The 20354-nt window shown below is 56.5% G+C and carries 16 protein-coding genes; 8 read left to right on the top strand and 8 right to left on the bottom strand.

What is annotated here, in order from left to right; all coding sequences use genetic code 11:
• Positions 1-3 precede the first annotated feature (3 nt).
• The 4 genes from argH to argC all read right to left on the bottom strand — a co-directional run bounded on the left by argH (position 4) and on the right by argC (position 4494).
• Positions 4-1377 carry an argininosuccinate lyase gene (argH, locus tag N6G83_RS41800; protein WP_074029953.1) on the bottom strand — a complete coding sequence of 458 codons (1374 nt, stop codon included), beginning with the start codon at positions 1375-1377 and terminating at the stop codon, positions 4-6.
• A 74-nt stretch (positions 1378-1451) separates the two neighbouring features.
• Complete coding sequence (locus N6G83_RS41795; RefSeq protein ID WP_211135616.1) at positions 1452-2669, bottom strand: argininosuccinate synthase; 1218 nt, start codon at positions 2667-2669, stop codon at positions 1452-1454.
• A 26-nt stretch (positions 2670-2695) separates the two neighbouring features.
• Positions 2696-3469 (bottom strand): acetylglutamate kinase, encoded by a 774-nt coding sequence (gene argB, locus N6G83_RS41790; protein WP_199062174.1) that lies wholly within the window; start codon positions 3467-3469, stop codon positions 2696-2698.
• 20 nt (positions 3470-3489) lie between these two features.
• Positions 3490-4494, bottom strand: coding sequence for an N-acetyl-gamma-glutamyl-phosphate reductase (gene argC, locus N6G83_RS41785; protein ID WP_024482861.1), 1005 nt, complete (start codon positions 4492-4494; stop codon positions 3490-3492).
• A 218-nt stretch (positions 4495-4712) separates the two neighbouring features.
• Here argC and argE point away from each other — a divergent pair, with 218 nt between their 5' ends.
• The 5 genes from argE to rihC all read left to right on the top strand — a co-directional run bounded on the left by argE (position 4713) and on the right by rihC (position 10903).
• Entirely contained in the window at positions 4713-5858 is a 1146-nt protein-coding gene (gene argE, locus N6G83_RS41780; protein WP_074029946.1) for an acetylornithine deacetylase, read from the top strand.
• 315 nt (positions 5859-6173) lie between these two features.
• Positions 6174-8810: a phosphoenolpyruvate carboxylase gene (gene ppc / locus N6G83_RS41775; protein WP_024527916.1), complete on the top strand. Its 2637-nt coding sequence runs from the start codon at positions 6174-6176 to the stop codon at positions 8808-8810.
• A gap of 301 nt (positions 8811-9111) precedes the next feature.
• A complete protein-coding gene (locus tag N6G83_RS41770) occupies positions 9112-9321 on the top strand; it encodes a hypothetical protein (RefSeq protein WP_211135617.1) in 210 nt (69 codons plus the stop codon).
• On the top strand, positions 9275-9889 hold the full coding sequence (locus N6G83_RS41765) for a hypothetical protein (RefSeq protein ID WP_211135618.1): 615 nt from the start codon (positions 9275-9277) through the stop codon (positions 9887-9889). Before N6G83_RS41770 ends, N6G83_RS41765 begins: the two co-directional genes overlap by 47 nt.
• 78 nt (positions 9890-9967) lie before the next feature.
• A complete protein-coding gene (gene rihC / locus N6G83_RS41760; RefSeq protein WP_211135619.1) occupies positions 9968-10903 on the top strand; it encodes a ribonucleoside hydrolase RihC in 936 nt (311 codons plus the stop codon).
• A gap of 36 nt (positions 10904-10939) precedes the next feature.
• Here the strand turns inward: rihC and metF are convergent, their stop codons facing one another.
• The 3 genes from metF to metB all read right to left on the bottom strand — a co-directional run bounded on the left by metF (position 10940) and on the right by metB (position 15653).
• Positions 10940-11839: a methylenetetrahydrofolate reductase gene (metF, locus tag N6G83_RS41755; RefSeq protein ID WP_024527913.1), complete on the bottom strand. Its 900-nt coding sequence runs from the start codon at positions 11837-11839 to the stop codon at positions 10940-10942.
• 214 nt (positions 11840-12053) lie between these two features.
• The gene (locus N6G83_RS41750) at positions 12054-14489 is read right to left on the bottom strand and encodes a bifunctional aspartate kinase/homoserine dehydrogenase II (RefSeq protein WP_024527912.1); all 2436 of its coding nucleotides are present in this window, start codon (positions 14487-14489) and stop codon (positions 12054-12056) included.
• A gap of 3 nt (positions 14490-14492) precedes the next feature.
• Complete coding sequence (gene metB, locus N6G83_RS41745; protein ID WP_021181896.1) at positions 14493-15653, bottom strand: cystathionine gamma-synthase; 1161 nt, start codon at positions 15651-15653, stop codon at positions 14493-14495.
• Between the two features lie 317 nt (positions 15654-15970).
• Here metB and metJ point away from each other — a divergent pair, with 317 nt between their 5' ends.
• Positions 15971-16288 (top strand): met regulon transcriptional regulator MetJ, encoded by a 318-nt coding sequence (gene metJ, locus N6G83_RS41740; protein WP_006317756.1) that lies wholly within the window; start codon positions 15971-15973, stop codon positions 16286-16288.
• A gap of 72 nt (positions 16289-16360) precedes the next feature.
• On the opposite strand, the gene rpmE is transcribed toward metJ, so the two are convergent.
• A complete protein-coding gene (gene rpmE / locus N6G83_RS41735; protein ID WP_021181895.1) occupies positions 16361-16576 on the bottom strand; it encodes a 50S ribosomal protein L31 in 216 nt (71 codons plus the stop codon).
• Positions 16577-16775: 199 nt separating this feature from the next.
• Between rpmE and priA the strand changes: the two genes are divergently transcribed.
• Complete coding sequence (gene priA, locus N6G83_RS41730; protein WP_211135620.1) at positions 16776-18971, top strand: primosomal protein N'; 2196 nt, start codon at positions 16776-16778, stop codon at positions 18969-18971.
• Positions 18972-19251: 280 nt separating this feature from the next.
• Positions 19252-20280 (top strand): DNA-binding transcriptional regulator CytR, encoded by a 1029-nt coding sequence (gene cytR / locus N6G83_RS41725; RefSeq protein ID WP_024482873.1) that lies wholly within the window; start codon positions 19252-19254, stop codon positions 20278-20280.
• The last annotated feature ends 74 nt before the right edge of the window (positions 20281-20354 follow it).

The following is a 20354-nucleotide window of genomic DNA, read 5'->3' as shown; positions in this document are numbered from 1 at the left end:
AGCTTAGAACAGGCGTTTTTTTGCCTCGGCGATCGCATAGGCAACCTGCTGTGGAGAAACGCCGCCCTTGGCCGCGCGCTTATCCAGGCAAGATTGCAACGACAGGATCGGATAAACGTCGTCTCCAATCACGCTGTTGAACTTCTGCAAATCGCTCAACGGCAGGTCTTCCAACGGCTTGCCCTGGCGGATCGCTTCCACTACTGCTTCACCCACAATGTGGTGCGCTTCGCGGAACGGCACACCTTTGGCAACCAGATAGTCTGCCAGTTCGGTGGCGTTGGCATAGCCTTGCTGTGCCGCTTCTTGGCAACGCGGGCGCTTCACCTGTATGCCGTCCAGCACCAATGCCGCCATCTGCAGGCAATCCATCCACGTGTCGAGCGCGTCGAACAGCCCTTCTTTGTCTTCCTGCATGTCTTTGTTGTAAGCCAACGGCAGGCCTTTCAACGTCATCATCATGCCGGTCAAGGCCCCTTGCACACGGCCAGACTTGCCACGGATCAGCTCTAACGCGTCCGGGTTTTTCTTCTGTGGCATCAGGGATGAACCTGAGGTCACGCGATCCGAAAGCTCGACAAACGCCGCTTCGCCGCTGTTGAAGAAGATCAGATCTTCGGCAAAGCGCGACAGGTGCACCATGCTGATGGCAGCATTGGACAGCAGCTCCAGCACGTGATCACGATCGGAGACGCTGTCCAGGCTGTTGCGCGTGGCAGAGGCAAAACCCAACCAGCCAGCCAGTTGTTCACGGTCGATCGGATAAGCAGTTCCGGCCAAGGCACCGCTACCCAGCGGGCTAACGTCCAGACGTTTCAACGTATCCTGCAGGCGGCTTTCATCACGCGCCAGCATCTCAACGTAAGCGAGGCACCAGTGGGCAAAAGTTACCGGCTGGGCACGCTGGAGGTGGGTGTAACCCGGCATCACCGCATCCTGATTGGCTTCGGCGGTTTCTACCAGCGCCTGTTGCAGCTGTACCAATGCCTGATGCAGTTCACTAACCTGATGTTTACACCACAGTTTCAGATCGGTGGCCACCTGATCGTTACGGCTACGGCCGGTATGCAGCTTTTTGCCCAGATCGCCGACTTTCTCGATCAGCTTCTGCTCGACCCAGCTGTGAATATCTTCTGCGTCGCTGTTAACGATCGCCAGAGGATCGGCCTGCACTTCTTCCAGCAGCACGTTCAGTGCCTGCTCAAGCTGCTGTTGCTCTGCTGACGTCAGTACGTTGACGGTCACCAGCGCTTTTGACCAGGCGACGGAGCCCACAATATCCTGTTCCGCCAGGCGATAGTCGAAGCGCAGGGAATCATTTAACTGTTTGAACCGCTGATCCGCTGCCTGACTAAACCGTCCGCCCCAAAGTGCCATAATCTTGCTCCTGAATAAGTATGCGAAAGGGCGCAGCATGCTGCGCCCCTCAAATTGACGCTAAACCAACGACGTTACTTTTTCTTCTCGTTCAACGCGCGGATACGGGAAGAGAGCGAGAACAGACGGATAAAACCACCCGCATGGCTGTGATCGTAAACTTCGTCTTCGCCAAAGGTCGCAAATTCTTCTGAGTACAGGCTGTTGGCCGATTTCTTCTGGATCGCCGTCACCTGGCCTTTATACAGTTGCAATACCACTTCGCCGTTAACTTCTTCCGCCAGCGCTTGTGCGGAAGCCTGAATGGAACGACGCAGCGGAGCAAACCAGCGACCATCGTAGACCACATAGGACATTTCCAGGCCCAACTGCTCACGCCATTTAAAGCTATCACGATCCAGTACCAACTGCTCGACCCCACGCAGCGCAGCAACCATAATGGTGCCTCCTGGGGTTTCATAGCAACCACGGGATTTGATGCCTACCAGACGGTTTTCCACGATATCGATACGGCCCACGCCATGTTTGGCACCCAGCACGTTCAGGGCTTCCAGGCACTTGTACGGGCTCATGGCTTCACCGTTAACGGCAACCACGCAGCCTTTCACTACGGTGACGGTCACTTGTTCTGGCTTGTCCGGGGCTTCCAACGGATCGACAGTCCAGACCCAGCAATCTTTGTTTGGTGCATTCCACGGGCTTTCCAGCACGCCGCCTTCGGTAGAGATGTGCCAGGCGTTTTCGTCACGGCTGTAAATCTTCTCCAGCGAAGCGGTGGTTGGGATATTACGCGCTTTCAGGTAATCCAGCAGGGCCTCACGGGAACGCAGGTTCCACTCACGCCAAGGCGCGACCACCTTCAGGTGCGGAGCCAATGCGGTATAGGTGGTTTCGAAACGCACCTGATCGTTGCCTTTACCGGTGGCCCCGTGGCACAGCGCATCGGCACCCACTTTCAGCGCCAGCTCAACCTGAGCCTTGGCAATGATCGGACGTGCCATTGAGGTACCCAGCAGGTAGCTGCCTTCGTACAGTGCACCGGTCTGCAGCACCGGATAAACATAGTCACGGATAAACTCTTCACGCAGATCGACAACATGACACTCAGAGGCACCGGATTGCAGAGCTTTCTGCTCAACGCCTTCCAGATCGCCGCGCTCCTGGCCGATGTCTGCCACGAAGGCTACCACTTCACAGCCACCGTAGTTCTCTTTCAGCCACGGAATGATGGCCGAAGTATCCAGACCGCCGGAGTACGCCAGAACGATTTTCTTGATGCCTTTGTTTTGCATTGTGTTATTCCTTTTTAATTCTAAATTTAAGCGAGGATCCGGGTGCCAATCGACACACCATTAAACAGAGCAGGGAGCTTTTCGGCATTACGCCAGCTGGCGATATCTACCGGGCGGCCAAGGGTACGTGCAGCATCCAGCGCCGCATTGACCTTCACCACCATACCATCGGTAATGATGCCTTGAGCAATCAGTTGCTCGGCTTTTTGTGCGGTCATTTCCGCGATGCGCTGCCCTTTGCCGTCGAGAATACCGCTGACATCCGACAGCAAGATTAAATCCGCCCCCAGCGTGGCGGCCAGGGCCGTCGCAGCCTGATCGGCGTTTACGTTCATCAGTTGGCCTTCGGCAGTGATGCCGATGGAGCTGACCACTGGCAGGTAGCCAGCGCCCAACAAGGTATTGAGCAGCGCAGGCGTTCCTGGTACTGCGTGGCCCACGTGGCCCAACACTGGGTCCAACTGAGTTACCGCAACGCTGCCACCGTCCGCCAGGCTCAGGCCAACCGCATTAATTTTGTGCTTCACCGCCCAGGCCAGCAGGGTTTTATTGGCCGTTCCTGCCAGTGCGCCGGTGATGATGTCGATCTGATCGGCTGGAGTAACGCGCAGGCCGTTCTTCTTCACTACCGGCAGGGAGAGCTGTTTCATCAATTCATCCACCACGCAGCCGCCGCCGTGAACGATCACCAGCGGGCGCTGATGTTCCTGGCGATAGACATCCAGCGCGGTAAACAAACGCTCCAGCGCTTCTTCACTGTCCAGTAGCACGCCACCTAGTTTGATAATCAATGGATTCATTGCTGTTTACTCACGCTGATTTAAAGTAAGGATTGGGTTTCAGGGAAGCCGAAACGGATATTCAGACACTGCACCGCCTGAGCGGCCGCACCTTTCAACAGGTTGTCCTCTGCGGCTACGGCGATCAGATGCTCGCCCTGCACGGCAAAGCCGATATCGCAGAACGGCAGGCCCACCACGGATTTCAGTGCCGGCACCCCTTGGTCATACAACCGCACCAACGGTTTGTCGTCATACGCCGCATGGTAAGCCGCTGCCACGTCCTGCGCGGTGACGCCCTTGTTCAGGCGGCAGGTGATGGTTTCCAGAATACCCCGAGGGAAGTTACCCAAATGTGGCGTAAAGATAACTGGCACCCCAAGATGGGCAGAAATTTCTGGCTGATGACGATGATTGAACAGGCCATAAGGTTGCAGGCTGACTTCACAGAAACTGGTCGTGACGCTGGCTTTACGCCCTGCACCACTCACGCCGCTAACGGCGTTGATGACCGGCCATTGATCCAGGTTCAGTAATTGCTTGTCGAGCAGCGGTTTGAGCGCCAGCTGCGCCGCCGTTGGGTAGCAGCCCGGCACGGCAATCAACTGCGCCTGCTTGAGTTTTTCACTCTGCCACTCCGCCAGGCCGTAAACTGCCTGCGCCAGCCAGTCGGCATGCTGGTGTGTAAAACCATAATACTGTTGATAAAAATCAGCATCCTGCACGCGGAATGCGCCGGAGAGATCGAACACCACGCAACCCGCGGCCAGGAATGCTGGCGCGATGTCGTGGCTCACCTCATGGGCAGTCGCGAGGAAAACAACGTCGATGCCTTTGGCCGCTGCGGCAACGTCAACCAGCGGCTGTAATGGCAGATCGACGATGCCTTTTAATTGAGGGTGCAGCTCGGAAAGCAATTTTCCTGCATCTGCACTTTGCGCTGAAACCGCTAAAGCGGTTATGTTCATGTGTGGGTGGCGATTCAGGTAAGCCGTGAGCTCTGCTCCGGCATAACCGCTGGCACCAACAATCAGCGTATTCAACATGTGGCCTTTCACCTTCTTGGCTAGCAATCTAAGAGTCACGGCGACCCTGGTAGCAGGGCTTGGTCGCGTTGTTGCGCGGTTCACCCACGTGGTTGAGCGTGATGTTTTTATCAACATCCGGGTTGCAGGTTCCCTTACGCTCTAGCTTACTGTATTTTTATTCAAAATAAATGCATGAATATTGATACTATCCTAACCAAAGGCTGTCAACAGTGAAGATGAAATTACCTCCATTTATTGAGCTGTACCGGGCGTTGATCGCCACTCCATCGATCAGCGCCACCGATGGCGCCCTCGATCAGAGTAATGAAGCATTAATCAACTTGCTGGCCGGCTGGTTCAACGATTTGGGCTTCCGCGTCGACGTGCAGCCCGTGCCGGACACCCGCAACAAATTCAACCTGCTGGCCAGCCTCGGTGAAGGCAGCGGCGGCCTGCTGCTGGCGGGCCATACGGACACGGTGCCTTACGATCAGGGGCGCTGGACACGAGATCCCTTTACCCTGACCGAGCACGACAACAAGCTGTACGGGCTGGGGACCGCCGACATGAAGGGCTTCTTCGCCTTTATTCTGGATGCGGTACGCGATATCGATGCCAGTAAGCTGACCAAGCCGTTGTACATTCTGGCTACCGCCGATGAAGAAACGACGATGGCTGGCGCACGCTACTTTGCTGCCTCCAGCAAAATCCGCCCGGACTTTGCCATCATCGGCGAGCCAACCTCGCTGCAACCGGTGCGCGCGCATAAAGGCCATATCTCCAGTGCGATCCGCATCGTTGGTCAGTCGGGCCATTCGAGCGATCCGGCGCGCGGCGTCAATGCTATCGATCTGATGCATGAGTCCATTGGGCATCTGATGGAATTGCGCAAAACCCTACAAGAGCGCTACAACAACCCGGCGTTTGCGGTGCCTTACCCAACCATGAACTTTGGCCATATCAGCGGTGGCGATGCGGCCAACCGTATCTGTGCCTGCTGTGAACTGCATATGGATATCCGCCCGCTGCCGGGGATGACGCTGGATAACATCAACGAACTCCTGCACGAAGCGTTGGCACCGGTAAGCCAACGTTGGCCGGGCCGCTTGACGATCGATGAGCTACATCCGCCGATCCCTGGTTACGAATGCCCAACCGACCACCACATGGTGGCAGTGATTGAAAAACTGCTGGGTTCACGCACCGAAGTGGTCAACTACTGCACCGAAGCGCCGTTCGTCCAGGAAGTGTGCCCAACGCTGGTGCTCGGCCCAGGTTCGATCAACCAGGCACATCAGCCGGATGAGTATCTGGATACCGCATTTATTGAGCCAACGCGTAAGCTGCTAGGTCAGTTGGTCGACCATTTCTGCCGGCAATAAACCTTAATAACAACAGGGGAATGGGTTACCATTCCCTACCTCTTTAGACGTAGTGATTTAAGCCGATAAGCCAGACTGATAACCGGCCGCGCGTAATTAAATTTCAGAAAATACGCCGAATTTGATGTTTTTTTGCTAAAAATAGTGTCAATTGATGATTGGACAGGCACGTGACCAGATAAAACCGGCAGGCTGCGACGGCACGTGAAATTTACTTACAAGATGAAAAATCACGTACTCATCGTGTTCAGGTAGTGGCGAAAAACACCACGATCGGAGGATGATAAGTATGCAAAGAACTGGGTCAGGGATTATATGAACGAACAATATTCGGCAATGCGAAGTAATGTCAGTATGCTCGGCAAACTGCTAGGCGATACCATTAAAGAAGCGCTGGGCGAGCATATTCTCGATCGCGTTGAAACTATCCGTAAGCTTTCCAAATCTTCACGTGCCGGTAACGAGGCGCATCGTCAGGAGCTGCTCTCCACGCTGCAGAACCTGTCCAACGATGAGCTGCTGCCCGTTGCCCGCGCCTTCAGCCAATTCCTTAATCTGACCAACGTTGCCGAGCAATACCACAGCATCTCGCCACACGGCGAAGCGGCCAGCAACCCGGAAGCCTTGGCGCAGTTGTTTACCAAGCTGAAAGACAACAAGCTGGATAACAAACAGCTGCAAAAGGCGGTGGACGATCTTTCCATCGAGCTGGTCCTGACCGCTCACCCAACGGAAATCACCCGCCGCACCCTGATCCACAAGCTGGTTGAGGTGAACACCTGCCTGAGCCAGTTGGACCATAACGACCTGGCCGACTACGAACGCAATAAAATCATGCGCCGTCTGCGCCAGCTGGTCGCGCAATCCTGGCATACCGACGAGATCCGCAAGAATCGCCCATCCCCGGTCGATGAAGCCAAATGGGGCTTTGCCGTGGTGGAAAACAGCCTGTGGGAAGGTGTACCGGCCTTCCTGCGCGAGTTCAACGAACAGTTGGAAAACTCCATCGATTACCGCCTACCGGTAGAAGCCGTGCCTATCCGCTTTACCTCCTGGATGGGCGGCGACCGCGACGGCAACCCGAACGTAACCGCTGAAATCACCCGTCACGTGCTGTTGCTGAGCCGCTGGAAGGCCTGCGATCTGTTCACCCGTGATATTCAGGTGCTGGTCTCCGAGCTATCGATGACCGAATGTACTCCTGAGCTGCGCGAACTTGCCGGCGGTGACGAAGTACAAGAACCTTATCGCGAATTGATGAAGCAACTGCGCAGCCAGTTGATGAGCTCCCAGGCCTATCTTGAAGGCCGCCTGAAGGGTGAGCGCGTGCTGCGTCCGCACGACCTGCTGGAAAATAACGAGCAGTTGTGGGAACCGCTGTACGCCTGCTACCAATCTTTGGTGGCCTGTGGCATGAGCATTATCGCCAACGGCCAACTGCTGGACACGCTGCGCCGCGTACGCTGCTTTGGCGTGCCGCTGGTGCGTATCGACGTGCGCCAGGAAAGCACCCGCCATACCGAAGCCATTGCCGAACTGACCCGCTATCTGGGCCTGGGGGATTATGAGAGCTGGTCAGAAGCCGACAAACAGGCATTCCTGATCCGTGAGCTGAACTCCAAGCGTCCGCTGGTGCCACTGAAGTGGGAGCCGAGTGCAGACACTCAGGAAGTGCTGGAAACCTGCAAGGTGGTCGCCGAAGCGCCACAAGGTTCGATCGCCGCCTACGTCATTTCCATGGCGCGTACCCCGTCCGACGTCTTGGCCGTGCACCTGTTGTTGAAGGAGACTGGTTGCCCATTCGCGCTACCTGTAGCCCCACTGTTCGAAACCCTCGACGATCTGAACAACGCCGAAGACGTGATGACCCAGTTGCTGAACATCGACTGGTACCGCGGCTTTATTCAGGGCAAACAGATGGTCATGATCGGCTATTCCGACTCGGCAAAAGATGCTGGCGTGATGGCGGCCTCCTGGGCGCAATACCGTGCACAGGACGCACTGATCAAAACCTGTGAGAAGGCCGGAGTAGCGCTGACGCTGTTCCATGGCCGTGGTGGCTCAATTGGCCGTGGTGGCGCACCTGCGCACGCCGCTCTGCTATCACAACCGCCGGGCAGCCTGAAAGGCGGCCTGCGCGTGACCGAACAGGGCGAGATGATCCGCTTTAAATTCGGCCTGCCAGAAGTCACCATCAGCAGCCTGGCGCTGTACGCCGGTGCGGTGTTGGAAGCCAACCTGCTGCCACCGCCGGAGCCTAAGCCAGAATGGCGCACGCTGATGGATGAACTGTCCGAAACCTCGTGCAACATGTATCGCGGTTACGTGCGTGAAAACCCTGAATTTGTACCTTACTTCCGCGCCGCTACGCCAGAGCAGGAACTGGGGAAACTGCCATTGGGTTCACGCCCGGCCAAACGCCGCCCGAACGGCGGTGTTGAAAGCCTGCGTGCCATTCCGTGGATCTTCGCTTGGACGCAGAACCGCCTGATGCTGCCAGCCTGGCTGGGTGCCGGTGCTGGCCTGCAAGAAGCGGTGAAGGCCGGTAAGCAGGATCAGTTGGAAGCCATGTGCCACAACTGGCCGTTCTTCTCTACCCGTATCGCAATGCTGGAAATGGTCTATGCCAAAGCCGACCTGTGGCTGGCGGAATACTACGATCAACGCCTGGTAGACAAGGCCCTATGGCCGCTGGGCAAACAGCTGCGGGAACAGTTGGCCAGCGATATCAAGGTGGTGCTGACCATCGCCAACGACGATCATCTGATGGAAGACCTGCCGTGGATCGCCGAATCTATCGCGTTGCGCAACGTCTACACCGACCCGCTAAACGTGTTGCAGGCCGAGCTGCTGCACCGTTCACGTCAGCAGGAGCACCCGGATGCCCGCGTTGAGCAGGCACTGATGGTCACTATTGCTGGCGTGGCGGCCGGGATGCGCAACACCGGCTAATATTACTTCATCATTTGCTGCAAGCACCGATGCGATCGGCGTCGGTGCTTATTTTCCCCCGGTTATCCCCCCGTCCCTAATCTGCGGATTTTGTCCCAGCGGTCACTCGCTGCGGGTTATCAATACTATTATTCTGAGTCCATGCTCCGTTTGGCCACACCTTTTGTGTTGATTATGCAAAGAATCCCGTCAGGATTACCGGTACTATTTGTTACTGGTGATAGACAAAGACCTTACCTTCTTGAAAATATCTTCACAGAAAGATATTTATCATGAAGATTGATGATGGCAGGGAAAGTAAATGGATGTAGCACTATTAATCAGCTTGGCAGTACTCGTCGTGGCCGGTTACGCCATTGCCAAGAACTACGACACCAAGCTGGTGTTGTTTCGTACTCATGTTGGCAGCGGCTACCTTGGGCTTGCCGATTTTGAGCGCCGGAACGGGGACGGGAACCGTCTGGTTGGATCCGTTAAAACAAATCGAGCTGGATTTCATCAAGCAGTTTAGCCGGGCGGGCATCATCATCATGGTGCTGTTCGGCTTTTCCGCTTATATGTCGCACATTGGCGCAAACGATGTCGCGGTTAAAATCATGTCAAAACCCATCGCGAAGATCCGCTCCCCCTATATTCTGGTGCCGATCGTATTCTGGATAGGGTCACTGTTGTCGTTGATTATTCCCAGCGCCGCCTCCCTCGCCGTGATTTTAATGGCCACGCTCTACCCCATTCTGCGGGTGGCAAACATGTCCTCGCTCAGCGCCGCCGGGGTTATTGCCACTACCGCCACCATCGTGCCCACTCCGCTGGGTGGTGATAATGTGGTGTTCTACTCCTTTATCGAGCTTATTCCCTCGATAGCCACTCAGGCTCACGTCGATCCGGTGATGATTGCCCTGCCGATGCAGCTGACCTCAAACCTTATCCGTGCGATGTCGCCAGTCTCTGCAGTGGTGATCATCGTGGCATCAGTAGTCAAAGTCAGCCCGATTGAGGTGGTCAAAAGAACCTCGGTGCCGTTGCTGATCGGGTTTATCGCCACCCTGATTTTCACGCTGATCCGCTATTCGCTCTGAGGAGATGCCAATGAGCACTATCGCCAGCTATTTTGACCTTCAGCGCTAACGCCTGATCCATCCTGTATGGGAGATATTATGTCCTCTAGCTCTGCACCTATTGCCATGATCCTGGATACCGATCCCGGTATTGATGACGCCGTCGCGCTGGTTGCCGCGCTGTTTCATCCAAAAATCGACCTGCGCCTGGTGAGTACGGTGGCAGGCAACGTCAGCGTGGATAAAACCACCAACAATGCGCTGCGCCTGCTGCATTTCCTGGGTGCGTCCACCCCCGTAGCTCGCGGGGCAGCGGCTCCGCTGGTGCGTAAACTGGAGGATGCCAGCCATATTCACGGCAACTCCGGCCTGGATGGGTACGAGTTTGAAGAATCGACACGGCAGATCGTTGACGGTCATGCCGTTGAAGTGATGCGCGACCTGCTTCTGGCCAGCAAGGAGCCGCTAGTCTTGGTGCCGATTGGCCCGTTAACCAACATTGCCCTGTTGCTCACGCTCTACCCGGAATGTAAGCCATCTATCGCGCGGATCGTCATGATGGGAGGCTCCGCCAGCCGTGGCAACCATACGCCAAACGCGGAGTTTAATATCTACGTGGATCCCGAGGCCGCCAGCATGGTGTTTGCCTGCGGTATCCCGATTGTCATGTGCGGGCTGGACGTCACCAACCGGGCTACGCTCACCGCCGAGATGATGGCCAGCTTACCCACGCTGAACCGCACCGGGGCCATGCTGCATAGCCTGTTCCAACACTATCGGGGTGGGAGTATGAGCCGTGGGCTGAAAATGCATGACCTATGCGCTCTGGCCTATCTGGCAAAACCCGAGCTGTTTACCACTCAAGCCTGCCATGTGGCGGTAGAAACGCAAGGTGAACTGACCAGAGGAACGACCTGCGTCGATCTGGCCAACCGTCTGAAACGGCCAGCCAATGCCGAGGTCTGTCTGGAAATCGATGTCGAAGGATTCCGGCAGTGGTTCCTGGAGATGCTCACGCACCCGGCCGTTCCTTGATGATGGCGCGGTTGCCGCAACGGCAACCGCTATCTATCAGCCAACCACTGCACCAGGACGCACGCCCAGGGTATGGCAGATGGCGTAGCTCATTTCCGCACGGTTGAGCGTATAGAAGTGGAAATCTTTGACCCCTTCGCGGCTCAGGATCTTCACCATATCCATGGCGATATTGGCGCCGACCATCTTGCGGGTTTCCGCATCGTCATCCAGCCCGGCAAACATGCTGGTCATCCAGCTTGGCACCCGCACGTTGGTCATGGTGGCAAAGCGCTGGAGCTGTTTGAAGTTGGATACGGGCAGAATGCCCGGCACGATTTCTACGTCGATGCCAGCGGTCACACAACGATCACGAAAACGCAGATAGCTTTCTACGTCGAAGAAAAACTGGGTGATGGCACGGTTGGCACCGGCATCGATTTTACGTTTCAGGTTGATCAGGTCTGACTGGGCGCTTTTCGCTTCCGGATGCACTTCCGGATAGGCCGCGACAGAAATATCAAAGTCGCCGACGTCTTTGAGCAGCGTGACCAGATCGGCCGCATACATTTCCGGCTTGCCACCGCCTGGCGGTAAATCACCGCGCAGCGCGACAATATGGCGGATACCGCTGTTCCAGTAATCGGTAGCGATCTCACGCAGCTGCGCCGGGCTGGCATCAATACAGGTCAGGTGAGGGGCAGCTTCCAGACCAGTACGCTCTTTGATCCCCTTGATGATGCTGTGGGTACGGTCGCGCTCACCCGAGTTGGCACCGTAGGTCACAGAGACAAACTTGGGTTTGAGGCTGCTCAGGCGATCGATCGACTGCCACAAGGTATCTTCCATCTCGCTGGTGCGCGGCGGGAAGAACTCGAACGACACGTTAATCTGGCCGTTTAACTCTGCCAGACTCTGATTCAGCGCTTCCCGCTGGTTTGCGTGATAAAAACTCATACCCTGTCCGCCTCTTATCGATCACTGTTTTGCTTCGTTATAATAAGCGTCTATACGTTTAGACGTCTAGATAGAAAATGCCGGATGTTGCCTGAAGAGTCAACAGGAAAGTGAGGGAGATACGATGATTAATCCTCACGCAAGATGAGAGAATTTCATGTTGAAGGATTGAACGGGGGCAGCGTAGCGCCACCCCCGAGGTTAAAGCGAAGATTTAAAGCAGCTGTGCCAAGCGATTAAGGTCGGACTGGATGGCTCCAGCAGTCACGTCGCGACCGGCCCCTGGCCCACGGATGACCAGCGGGTTGTCGCGATACCAGCGGCTCTCGATGGCAAACACGTTGTCACAAGGCAGCAGCGAAGCCAGCGGATGTTCTGGCCGCACGGCCTCAACGCCAACGCGCGCTTTGCCATTGGCATCGAAACGCGCCACGTGGCGCAACACCAGGCCCATTTCGTTGGCCGCTTCGAAACGCTGTAGCATTTGCTGATTCAGCGCATCGCCGTTCTCGAAGAACTGATCGATGGAGCCTTGCTCCGCGCCTGCAGGCACCAGCGACTCCACCCTCACCTGGTTAGGTTCAATGTCATAACCCGCCTCACGCGCCAGGATCACCAGCTTACGCATCACGTCTTGTCCAGACAGGTCAACACGCGGATCCGGCTCCGTCAGCCCCTGCTGCCAGGCTTGATCCACCAGCTCGGTGAACGGCACCGTGCCGTCAAACTGCAGGAACAGCCAGGAAAGCGTGCCGGAGAAGATGCCGCTGATCGCCAGGATGCTGTCCCCGCTGTCGCGCAGATCGCGCACGGTATGGTTCACCGGTAGCCCGGCCCCCACGGTGGCGTTATACAGCCAGTGGCGGCCCGTTTTGGCAAACGCATCGCGGATCTGGCGGTAATTGGCGCTGCACGAGGCCCCCGCCAGCTTGTTGGCGCTGATCACATGGAAGCCATAGCTGGCAAAGTCCAGATATTGCTCCGCCAACTCCCCGCTGGCGGTGACGTCGAGCACCACCAGATCGTCGAACGGGTGCGCCCGCATCCACAGGAACAGCGACTCTTCGTCCAGTTCCTGGGCTTCATCCTCAAAGAACGCCAGCGCGCGGCTGGCGTCCAACCCTTCATAATTGAGCAGGCTGCGACGGCTATCCACCACCCCTGCCAGGCTAAACTCAAAGCCGCTGCGCGCAGAGATATTCTTCTGTTCGCGAGCAAACAGTTCCAGCCAGCGCGAACCAATATTGCCTTTGCCAAACAGCACCAGGCCAATACGCTTTTCCGCGCGGAACAACGTTTGGTGCAGGCCCTGGATCAGCAGACCGGTCGGCCCCTGACGCAGCACTGCCACCAGGCTGATGCCATCTTCTGCCTGCCAGATGAACTCCACCGGCTGGTCCTTCAACTGCTGATAGAAACGATGGCTATGCAGTGGATTCTTGCACACGCCCGCGCCCACCAACGCTACCAGCGCCAACCCTTCACGCAGTTGCAGTTCACCCGGTAATCCGGCCTCCTGCAAAATGCGCAGCACGCTACCCACCACTTCCGAGGTGTAGCACAGCTGGAGCAGGTTACGGTCAGGATGAACCCCTACGGCCAAGGGTTTGATCTGTGCACGTTTGAGCACCAGATCCAACTCTTTCTGCGCCAGCTTGAAGTCATGCTGCGGCGCAACGCTGAGTTCGATCAGGCAGACATCATCGTGGCTGGTGACAATTTTGGCACCGGTGCCGGAAGCCAGCACGCGCTCGATACGGGTCGACCCCTGCTCAGGCTGATAGCTGCAACGCAGTTGCAGATCGATATCGCTGCCAGACACCGGCTGCAAGGTACGAGTATGCAGCACCGGAGCCGCCAGACGGGCCAGTTCGCTAGCCTCATCCAGACGCAACAGCGGCAATAGACAGGCATCTTTCACTTTGCGCGGATCGGCGCTGTAAACCCCGGCCACGTCGCTCCAGATGGTGACTCGCTCCACACCGGCCAATGCGCCAACCTGCGTGGCGGAATAGTCACTGCCGTTGCGCCCCAACAGCACGGTTTCACCGCTGTCATTACGCGAAATAAAGCCGGTCACTACCAGACGTTTGCCCGGATGTTGTGCCAGCAGTTGCTGCAATAACGGATAGGAACGGCCTTCGTCAACCTGCGGTTGCGCCGCGCGTTCGGCACGCAGGAAATCACGCGCGTCCAGCCATGCCGCCTGCATGTCCTGCTTGTTCAGCACCGCAGCCATCAGGCGGGCTGACCAGATCTCACCATGCCCCACCACTTCGGCATACACCGCATCATCAACCTTGCCGTCCAGCAGGATCGCCAGGCGTTCAAGATCGTGGATAAATTCGGCAATCAGCGGTTCCGCCGTTTCTACAGGCAACAACCCGCCGATCAGCTCACTGTGATAACGGCGCAGCGTTTGCTGCACCTGATGCGCGGAAAGACGATCGCTCTGGCTGAGCTTCAGCCAGCTGATCAGTTGGTTGGTGGTGCTACCCGCCGCCGACACCACCATCATGTCACCCGGCTGGCTGTATTCGGCCATGATCCCGGCCACCCGCAGATAACACTTCACATCTGCCAGGCTGCTGCCGCCAAATTTGTGCAGTTGACGTCCGCTAACCGGCCCTGCTACCGCAATTGCATTCATGACTTACCTCGTAGCCGCCGCCTGGAAGGCTTGTTCCAGATCGGCAATCAAATCTTCGCTGTCTTCAATCCCCACGGAAACACGCAGCAGGCTTTCGGAAATCCCCGCTGCGGCACGCGCTTCTGGCGCCATACCGGCGTGAGTCATGGTTGCCGCATGTGAGATCAGGCTTTCTACGCCACCCAGGGATTCCGCCAGCGTAAACAGCTCCAGAGCAGACAGGAAGCGGCGCAGCAGCGCTTCATCCCCATCCAGTTCAAAGCTGAGCATGGCACCGAACCCACGTTGCTGACGGCACGCAATCTCATGGCCAGGGTTTTCTGGCAAGGAAGGATGATACAGCTTTTTGACCAAGGGTTGCTGCTGTAAATAGCCGACAATCGCCTCGGCATTATGTTGTGCAGCCTTGATACGCGGCGACAGGGTACGCATCCCCCGCAATAATAAATAGCTATCGAATGCCGCGCCGGTGACGCCAATATTGTTGGCCCACCAGGCCAGCTCGACCGCCAGATCTTTATCTTTAGCGATCACCGCGCCCGCGACTACGTCGGAGTGGCCGTTGAGGTATTTGGTACAAGAGTGGACGACCAGGTCGGCACCCAGTTCGATCGGCTGTTGCAGCGCCGGGCTGAGGAAGGTGTTGTCCACCACGGTCAGCGCACCAGCTTCGTGGGCCGCTTTACAGATGGCGGCAATATCCACCACGCGTAATAACGGGTTGCTTGGGCTTTCGATCAGCACCAACTTCGGCTTTTGAGCCAACGCATCGCGCAATGCGGCTTCATTCCCCTGATCGACAAACAGCACTCGATACGCTCCGCGTTTGCTCAGGCTATCGAACAGGCGGTAGCTGCCACCGTAGCAATCATGAGGGGCCACCAGCAGATCGCCCGGTTTGAGAAATACCGTGGTCACCAGATGGATCGCCGACATCCCGCTCCCAGTCATCACCGCCCCCGCACCACCTTCCAACTCTGCCAGCGCACGCTGCACGACATCACGCGTCGGGTTACCACGACGTGAGTAATCATGAGCTCGGGGCTGGTTGAAATCGGTGAAGTTATAGGTACTGGAAAGATGGATCGGCGGGACGACACAGCCGTACTGTTCGTCATCATTCAGACCGCTACGTACGGCAATCGTGGCTGGTTTACGCGTCATAGGGTGGCTCGGCTCTCGGAAAGTGGGGGAATAAGGTCTAAAGATTAACCGCAGCGGATATAGACGTCAATACATCTGGACATCTAAACTTCTTTGCGTATAGATTGAGCAAAGGGACAATACCCGCTAAAATTATGGCGGTTTGTCATGACGATAAGATGTTAGCCCAATAATGCATAGGCATAGCCTATTAAATCATCAGATTCAGTGACCCTTATCGCGTAAAGTAGACATTTATTTAGTGAGCACAGTGAAGATCGGGCATAATTGGCCGGTTTTTAGAATTTTGTATTTTTCAGACAAATTTAAGGTGTCCCATGGCTGAGTGGAACGGCGAGTATGTCAGCCCTTACGCTGAACACGGTAAAAAGAGCGAGCAAGTCAAAAAAATCACGGTATCTATTCCGCTGAAGGTGCTGAAAATCCTGACGGATGAACGGACTCGTCGCCAGGTCAACAACCTGCGCCACGCCACCAACAGCGAACTGCTGTGTGAAGCATTCCTGCACGCCTTTACCGGCCAGCCGCTGCCGAACGATGAAGACCTGCGCAAAGAACGCAGCGATGAAATCCCGGAAGCCGCGAAAGTACTGATGCGAGAATTGGGTGTCGACCCTGATACCTGGGAATATTGATCCTGCCTGTACCGAAGGCAAAAACGAAAAAAGGCGCCCGAAGGCGCCTTTTTCATCTGACGATAAGAAAACTTATTTCTTAACGCCTGGTACGCTGAAACGCTTGTTGAAGCGGTCAACGCGGCCACCGGTAGCAACATCACGCTGCTTGCCAGTGTAGAACGGGTGGCATTCGCCACAAACGTCCAGGTTCAGATCGTGACCCACGGTAGAGCGGATTTTGATCACGTTACCGCAAGAGCAGTTTGCAGTAACTTCTTCGTATTTAGGGTGAATACCTTTTTTCATGGGAGAACCTCAGTTAAGGCCGTGTCGCTATCCAGCCCTGTTCCGCCAGACACCACACGTGGTTGATAATAGGTTTTGATATGGGATTATACCAAAGGCGGCAAATTATACAGAATAAAATGTAGCGCGCAATCGGATCCGTACATTTGCCAGCCTACCGTGTAAACTAGCCAACACTTTTTTCTACCTGGACAGCCACATGCCTGTTGTACACGTTGCTCTACCGGTTCCCCTTGCCCGCACCTTCGATTATCTGCTGCCCGCCGGCCTGCAGCCGGTCATCGGCGCGCGCGTCAGTGTGCCTTGGGGAAAGCAACGGGCGATAGGCATCATCACTGGCAGTAGCGAGAGCAGTGAACTGCCGCTGGAAAAGCTCAAGCCCATCGATAGCCTGCTGGATAACGACTCGCTGTTCACCACCAGCCTGTGGCGCATCCTGCTGTGGGCCAGCGATTACTACCATTACCCGATCGGTGAAGTGTTGTTCCATGCGCTCCCCATTCTGCTGCGTCAGGGTAAACCCGCAGAGGCCGCCCCGCTGTGGCAATGGTTTGCTACCGAACAGGGGCGCGCAACCCCGCCGGAAAGCCTGAAGCGTGCGCCAAAGCAGCAACAGGCACTGGCGGCACTGCTGCAACGCCCGGTGTATCGGCATCAGGTCAGCGAACTGGAGCTGACGGAAAGCGCACTCCAGGCGCTACGAGCCAAAGGCTTGATCGACCTGCGTTCGCAAACGGTGGCAACTCAGGACTGGCGGCCAGGCTTTACCGTACTCGGTGAACGGCTGCGGCTCAACACCGAACAGGCCACCGCCGTGGGTGCGATCCGCAGTGAAGACGGCCAGTTTGCCGCCTGGCTGCTGGCCGGGGTTACCGGATCCGGCAAAACCGAAGTTTATCTCAGCGTACTGGAAAATATCCTGGCGAAAGGTAAGCAGGCACTGGTGTTGGTGCCGGAGATCGGCCTCACCCCACAGACCATCGCTCGCTTTCGCGAACGCTTCAACGCGCCGGTAGAAGTCCTGCACTCCGGCCTGAACGACAGCGAACGGCTGGCCGTTTGGCTGCGCGCGCGCAGCGGTGAAGCCGCCATTGTGATCGGTACCCGCTCGGCGTTGTTCACCCCCTTCTCGCGCCTTGGGGTGATCATCATCGACGAAGAACACGACAGCTCCTATAAACAGCAGGAAGGCTGGCGCTATCACGCTCGCGATCTGGCGGTGTTCCGCGCTCACGCCGAAAACATTCCGCTGGTGATGGGCTCGGCGACGCCGGCGCTGGAAACGCTGCACAACGTGCAGTTAGGCAAATACCGTCAGCTCAAACTGACCCAGCGGGCAGGCAACGCCAAACCGGCCAATCAGCATCTGATCGATTTGAAAGGCTTGCCGCTGAAGGTCGGGCTCTCTCAGCCCCTGCTGAAAAGCATGCAGCACCACCTGAAGAACGGCAACCAAGTGATCCTGTTCCTTAACCGTCGTGGCTATGCCCCCGCGCTGCTGTGCCATGAGTGTGGCTGGATCGCCGAATGCCAGCGCTGCGACCATTACTATACGTTCCACCAGCATCAACGCCAGCTGCGCTGCCACCACTGCGACAGCCAGCGCCCGGTGCCACATCAGTGCCCACAGTGCGGTACCACCAACCTGGTTTCCGTCGGCGTCGGTACCGAACAGTTGGAGAATGAACTGGCTCCCCTGTTCCCGGAAACCGCGATTACCCGTATCGATCGCGATACCACCAGCCGCAAGGGGTCACTGGAGCAGCATCTGGCCGATATTCACCGTGGTGGCCCGCGTATCCTGATCGGCACGCAAATGCTGGCTAAAGGCCACCACTTCCCGGATGTCACCCTGGTGGCGTTGCTCGACGTGGACGGCGCACTGTTCTCCGCCGATTTCCGTTCAGCCGAGCGTTTTGCCCAGCTCTATACTCAGGTTTCTGGCCGTGCCGGGCGGGCGGGCAAGCAGGGTGAGGTGCTGCTGCAAACCCATCACCCAGAGCACCCGCTACTGCAAATCCTGCTGCAACAGGGCTACGACGCCTTTGCCAAGCAAACCCTGGCCGAGCGTAACAGCGTCTTCCTGCCGCCCTACACCAGCCACATCATCGTGCGTTCGGAAGATCACGATAATCAGCAGGCACCGCTGTTCTTACAGCAGCTACGCAATCTGTTGGAAGCCAGCCCGCTGAAAGATGACTCTCTGTGGGTCATGGGCCCGGTTCCTGCCCTGCAACCCAAACGCGGGGGTCGCTTCCGCTGGCAACTGTTGTTGCAGCACCCATCCAGAAAACTGTTACAGCACCTGATAAAGAGCACGTTGCCATTGATTGGCACCCTGCCGCAGGCGCGTAAAGTCAAATGGACGTTAGACGTTGATCCCATTGATAGCTGATTAAGAAAAATCTTAATTCCACGGTTAAAAGCAAACGTTTACACCACAATTTGCGAGCGAACACGAAAAAACCTTCCTGCGTCACACTTTTCATGCAAATTAGGTAACAAAAGCGGCCCGTAATCTGTTTAGAATGGCGGTGAAGGCATTTTTTCAGCCAGGCAATGGAATGCTTGAATGTGGATGACGCTAAAAATAACACCACCACCACTGCATGCCAGAATTTGTGAGCAAACTGAAGTAACCGCGTTAGCCGGGTGCTGACGCAAGGAGAAAGGCGTTGGAACACAAGCAAGAATTACCCATGGCGACCATGAAAGACGTTGCCGAAATGGCCGGCGTTTCCACGGCAACCGTGTCGCGTGCGCTGATGAATCCGGAAAAGGTGTCAACGCCAACGCGCCAGAAAGTGGAACAGGCCGTGCTGGCCGTGGGTTACTCCCCTCATGCCCTGACACGCAATATCAAACGCAATGAATCCCGCACTATCCTGGTGATCGTCCCGGACATCTGCGATCCGTTTTTTGCCGACGTGATCCAGGGGATCGAGCAAACGGCAGCGCAGCAGGGTTACCTGGTGCTGATCGGCGACTGTGCGCAGCAGAACCAGCAGGAACGCACCTTCGTTAACCTGATCATCACCAAACAAATCGATGGCATGCTACTGCTCGGCTCCAACCTGCCTTTCGACGCCAGCAAGGAAGAGCAGCGCAACCTGCCGCCGATGGTGATGGCCAACGAGTTTGCACCGGAGCTGGAACTGCCAACGGTGCATATCGACAACCTGACCGCCGCGTTTGAAGCCGTACATTATCTGCATCAGCTTGGCCATAAACAGATCGCCTGTATCGCCGGGCCAGAACAGATGCCGCTGAGCCATTATCGGTTGCAAGGCTACATTCAGGCGCTACGCCGTAATGGCATTACCGTCGAAAGCAGCTATATTACCCGGGGTGATTTCACCTACGAAGCTGGTGCACAGGCGTTAGCCTCGCTGATGGCACTGCCGAAACCGCCAACGGCGGTCTTTTGTCACAGCGACGTCATGGCGATCGGCGTATTGTCCCAGGCGAAAAAGCTGGGCTTGCGGGTACCGCAGGATCTGTCGATTGTCGGCTTTGACGATATCAAGCTGGCGCAGTATTGCGATCCGCCGCTGACCACCGTGGCGCAGCCCCGCTTCCAGATTGGCCAGCAGGCAATGTTGCTGCTGCTGGAACAGTTACATGGGCAAACCGTGAACAGCGGTTCCCGGTTACTGGACAGTGAATTGATCATCAGAGGCAGCACCGCGGCCCCTAAACGCTAGTCAAATATTTTTGGGTTAAGTAACATGGCTGACCCAGCGCCGGCCAAACCGGCGTAATGATCATTGTTGTGGTC

The sequence above is a fragment of the Serratia sp. PL7 genome (genome assembly GCF_945957435.1).
Note: the sequence above shows the minus strand (reverse complement) of the source record. Positions and strands in the feature narration are given on the sequence as shown.

Coding starts and splice junctions, on each gene's coding strand:
- argH (WP_074029953.1), bottom strand. CDS start 1,377: ATGGCACTTTGGGGCGGACGGTTTAGTCAGGCAGCGGATCAGCGGTTC.
- N6G83_RS41795 (WP_211135616.1), bottom strand. CDS start 2,669: ATGCAAAACAAAGGCATCAAGAAAATCGTTCTGGCGTACTCCGGCGGT.
- argB (WP_199062174.1), bottom strand. CDS start 3,469: ATGAATCCATTGATTATCAAACTAGGTGGCGTGCTACTGGACAGTGAA.
- argC (WP_024482861.1), bottom strand. CDS start 4,494: ATGTTGAATACGCTGATTGTTGGTGCCAGCGGTTATGCCGGAGCAGAG.
- argE (WP_074029946.1), top strand. CDS start 4,713: ATGAAATTACCTCCATTTATTGAGCTGTACCGGGCGTTGATCGCCACT.
- ppc (WP_024527916.1), top strand. CDS start 6,174: ATGAACGAACAATATTCGGCAATGCGAAGTAATGTCAGTATGCTCGGC.
- N6G83_RS41770 (WP_211135617.1), top strand. CDS start 9,112: ATGGATGTAGCACTATTAATCAGCTTGGCAGTACTCGTCGTGGCCGGT.
- rihC (WP_211135619.1), top strand. CDS start 9,968: ATGTCCTCTAGCTCTGCACCTATTGCCATGATCCTGGATACCGATCCC.
- metF (WP_024527913.1), bottom strand. CDS start 11,839: ATGAGTTTTTATCACGCAAACCAGCGGGAAGCGCTGAATCAGAGTCTG.
- N6G83_RS41750 (WP_024527912.1), bottom strand. CDS start 14,489: ATGAATGCAATTGCGGTAGCAGGGCCGGTTAGCGGACGTCAACTGCAC.
- metB (WP_021181896.1), bottom strand. CDS start 15,653: ATGACGCGTAAACCAGCCACGATTGCCGTACGTAGCGGTCTGAATGAT.
- metJ (WP_006317756.1), top strand. CDS start 15,971: ATGGCTGAGTGGAACGGCGAGTATGTCAGCCCTTACGCTGAACACGGT.
- rpmE (WP_021181895.1), bottom strand. CDS start 16,576: ATGAAAAAAGGTATTCACCCTAAATACGAAGAAGTTACTGCAAACTGC.
- priA (WP_211135620.1), top strand. CDS start 16,776: ATGCCTGTTGTACACGTTGCTCTACCGGTTCCCCTTGCCCGCACCTTC.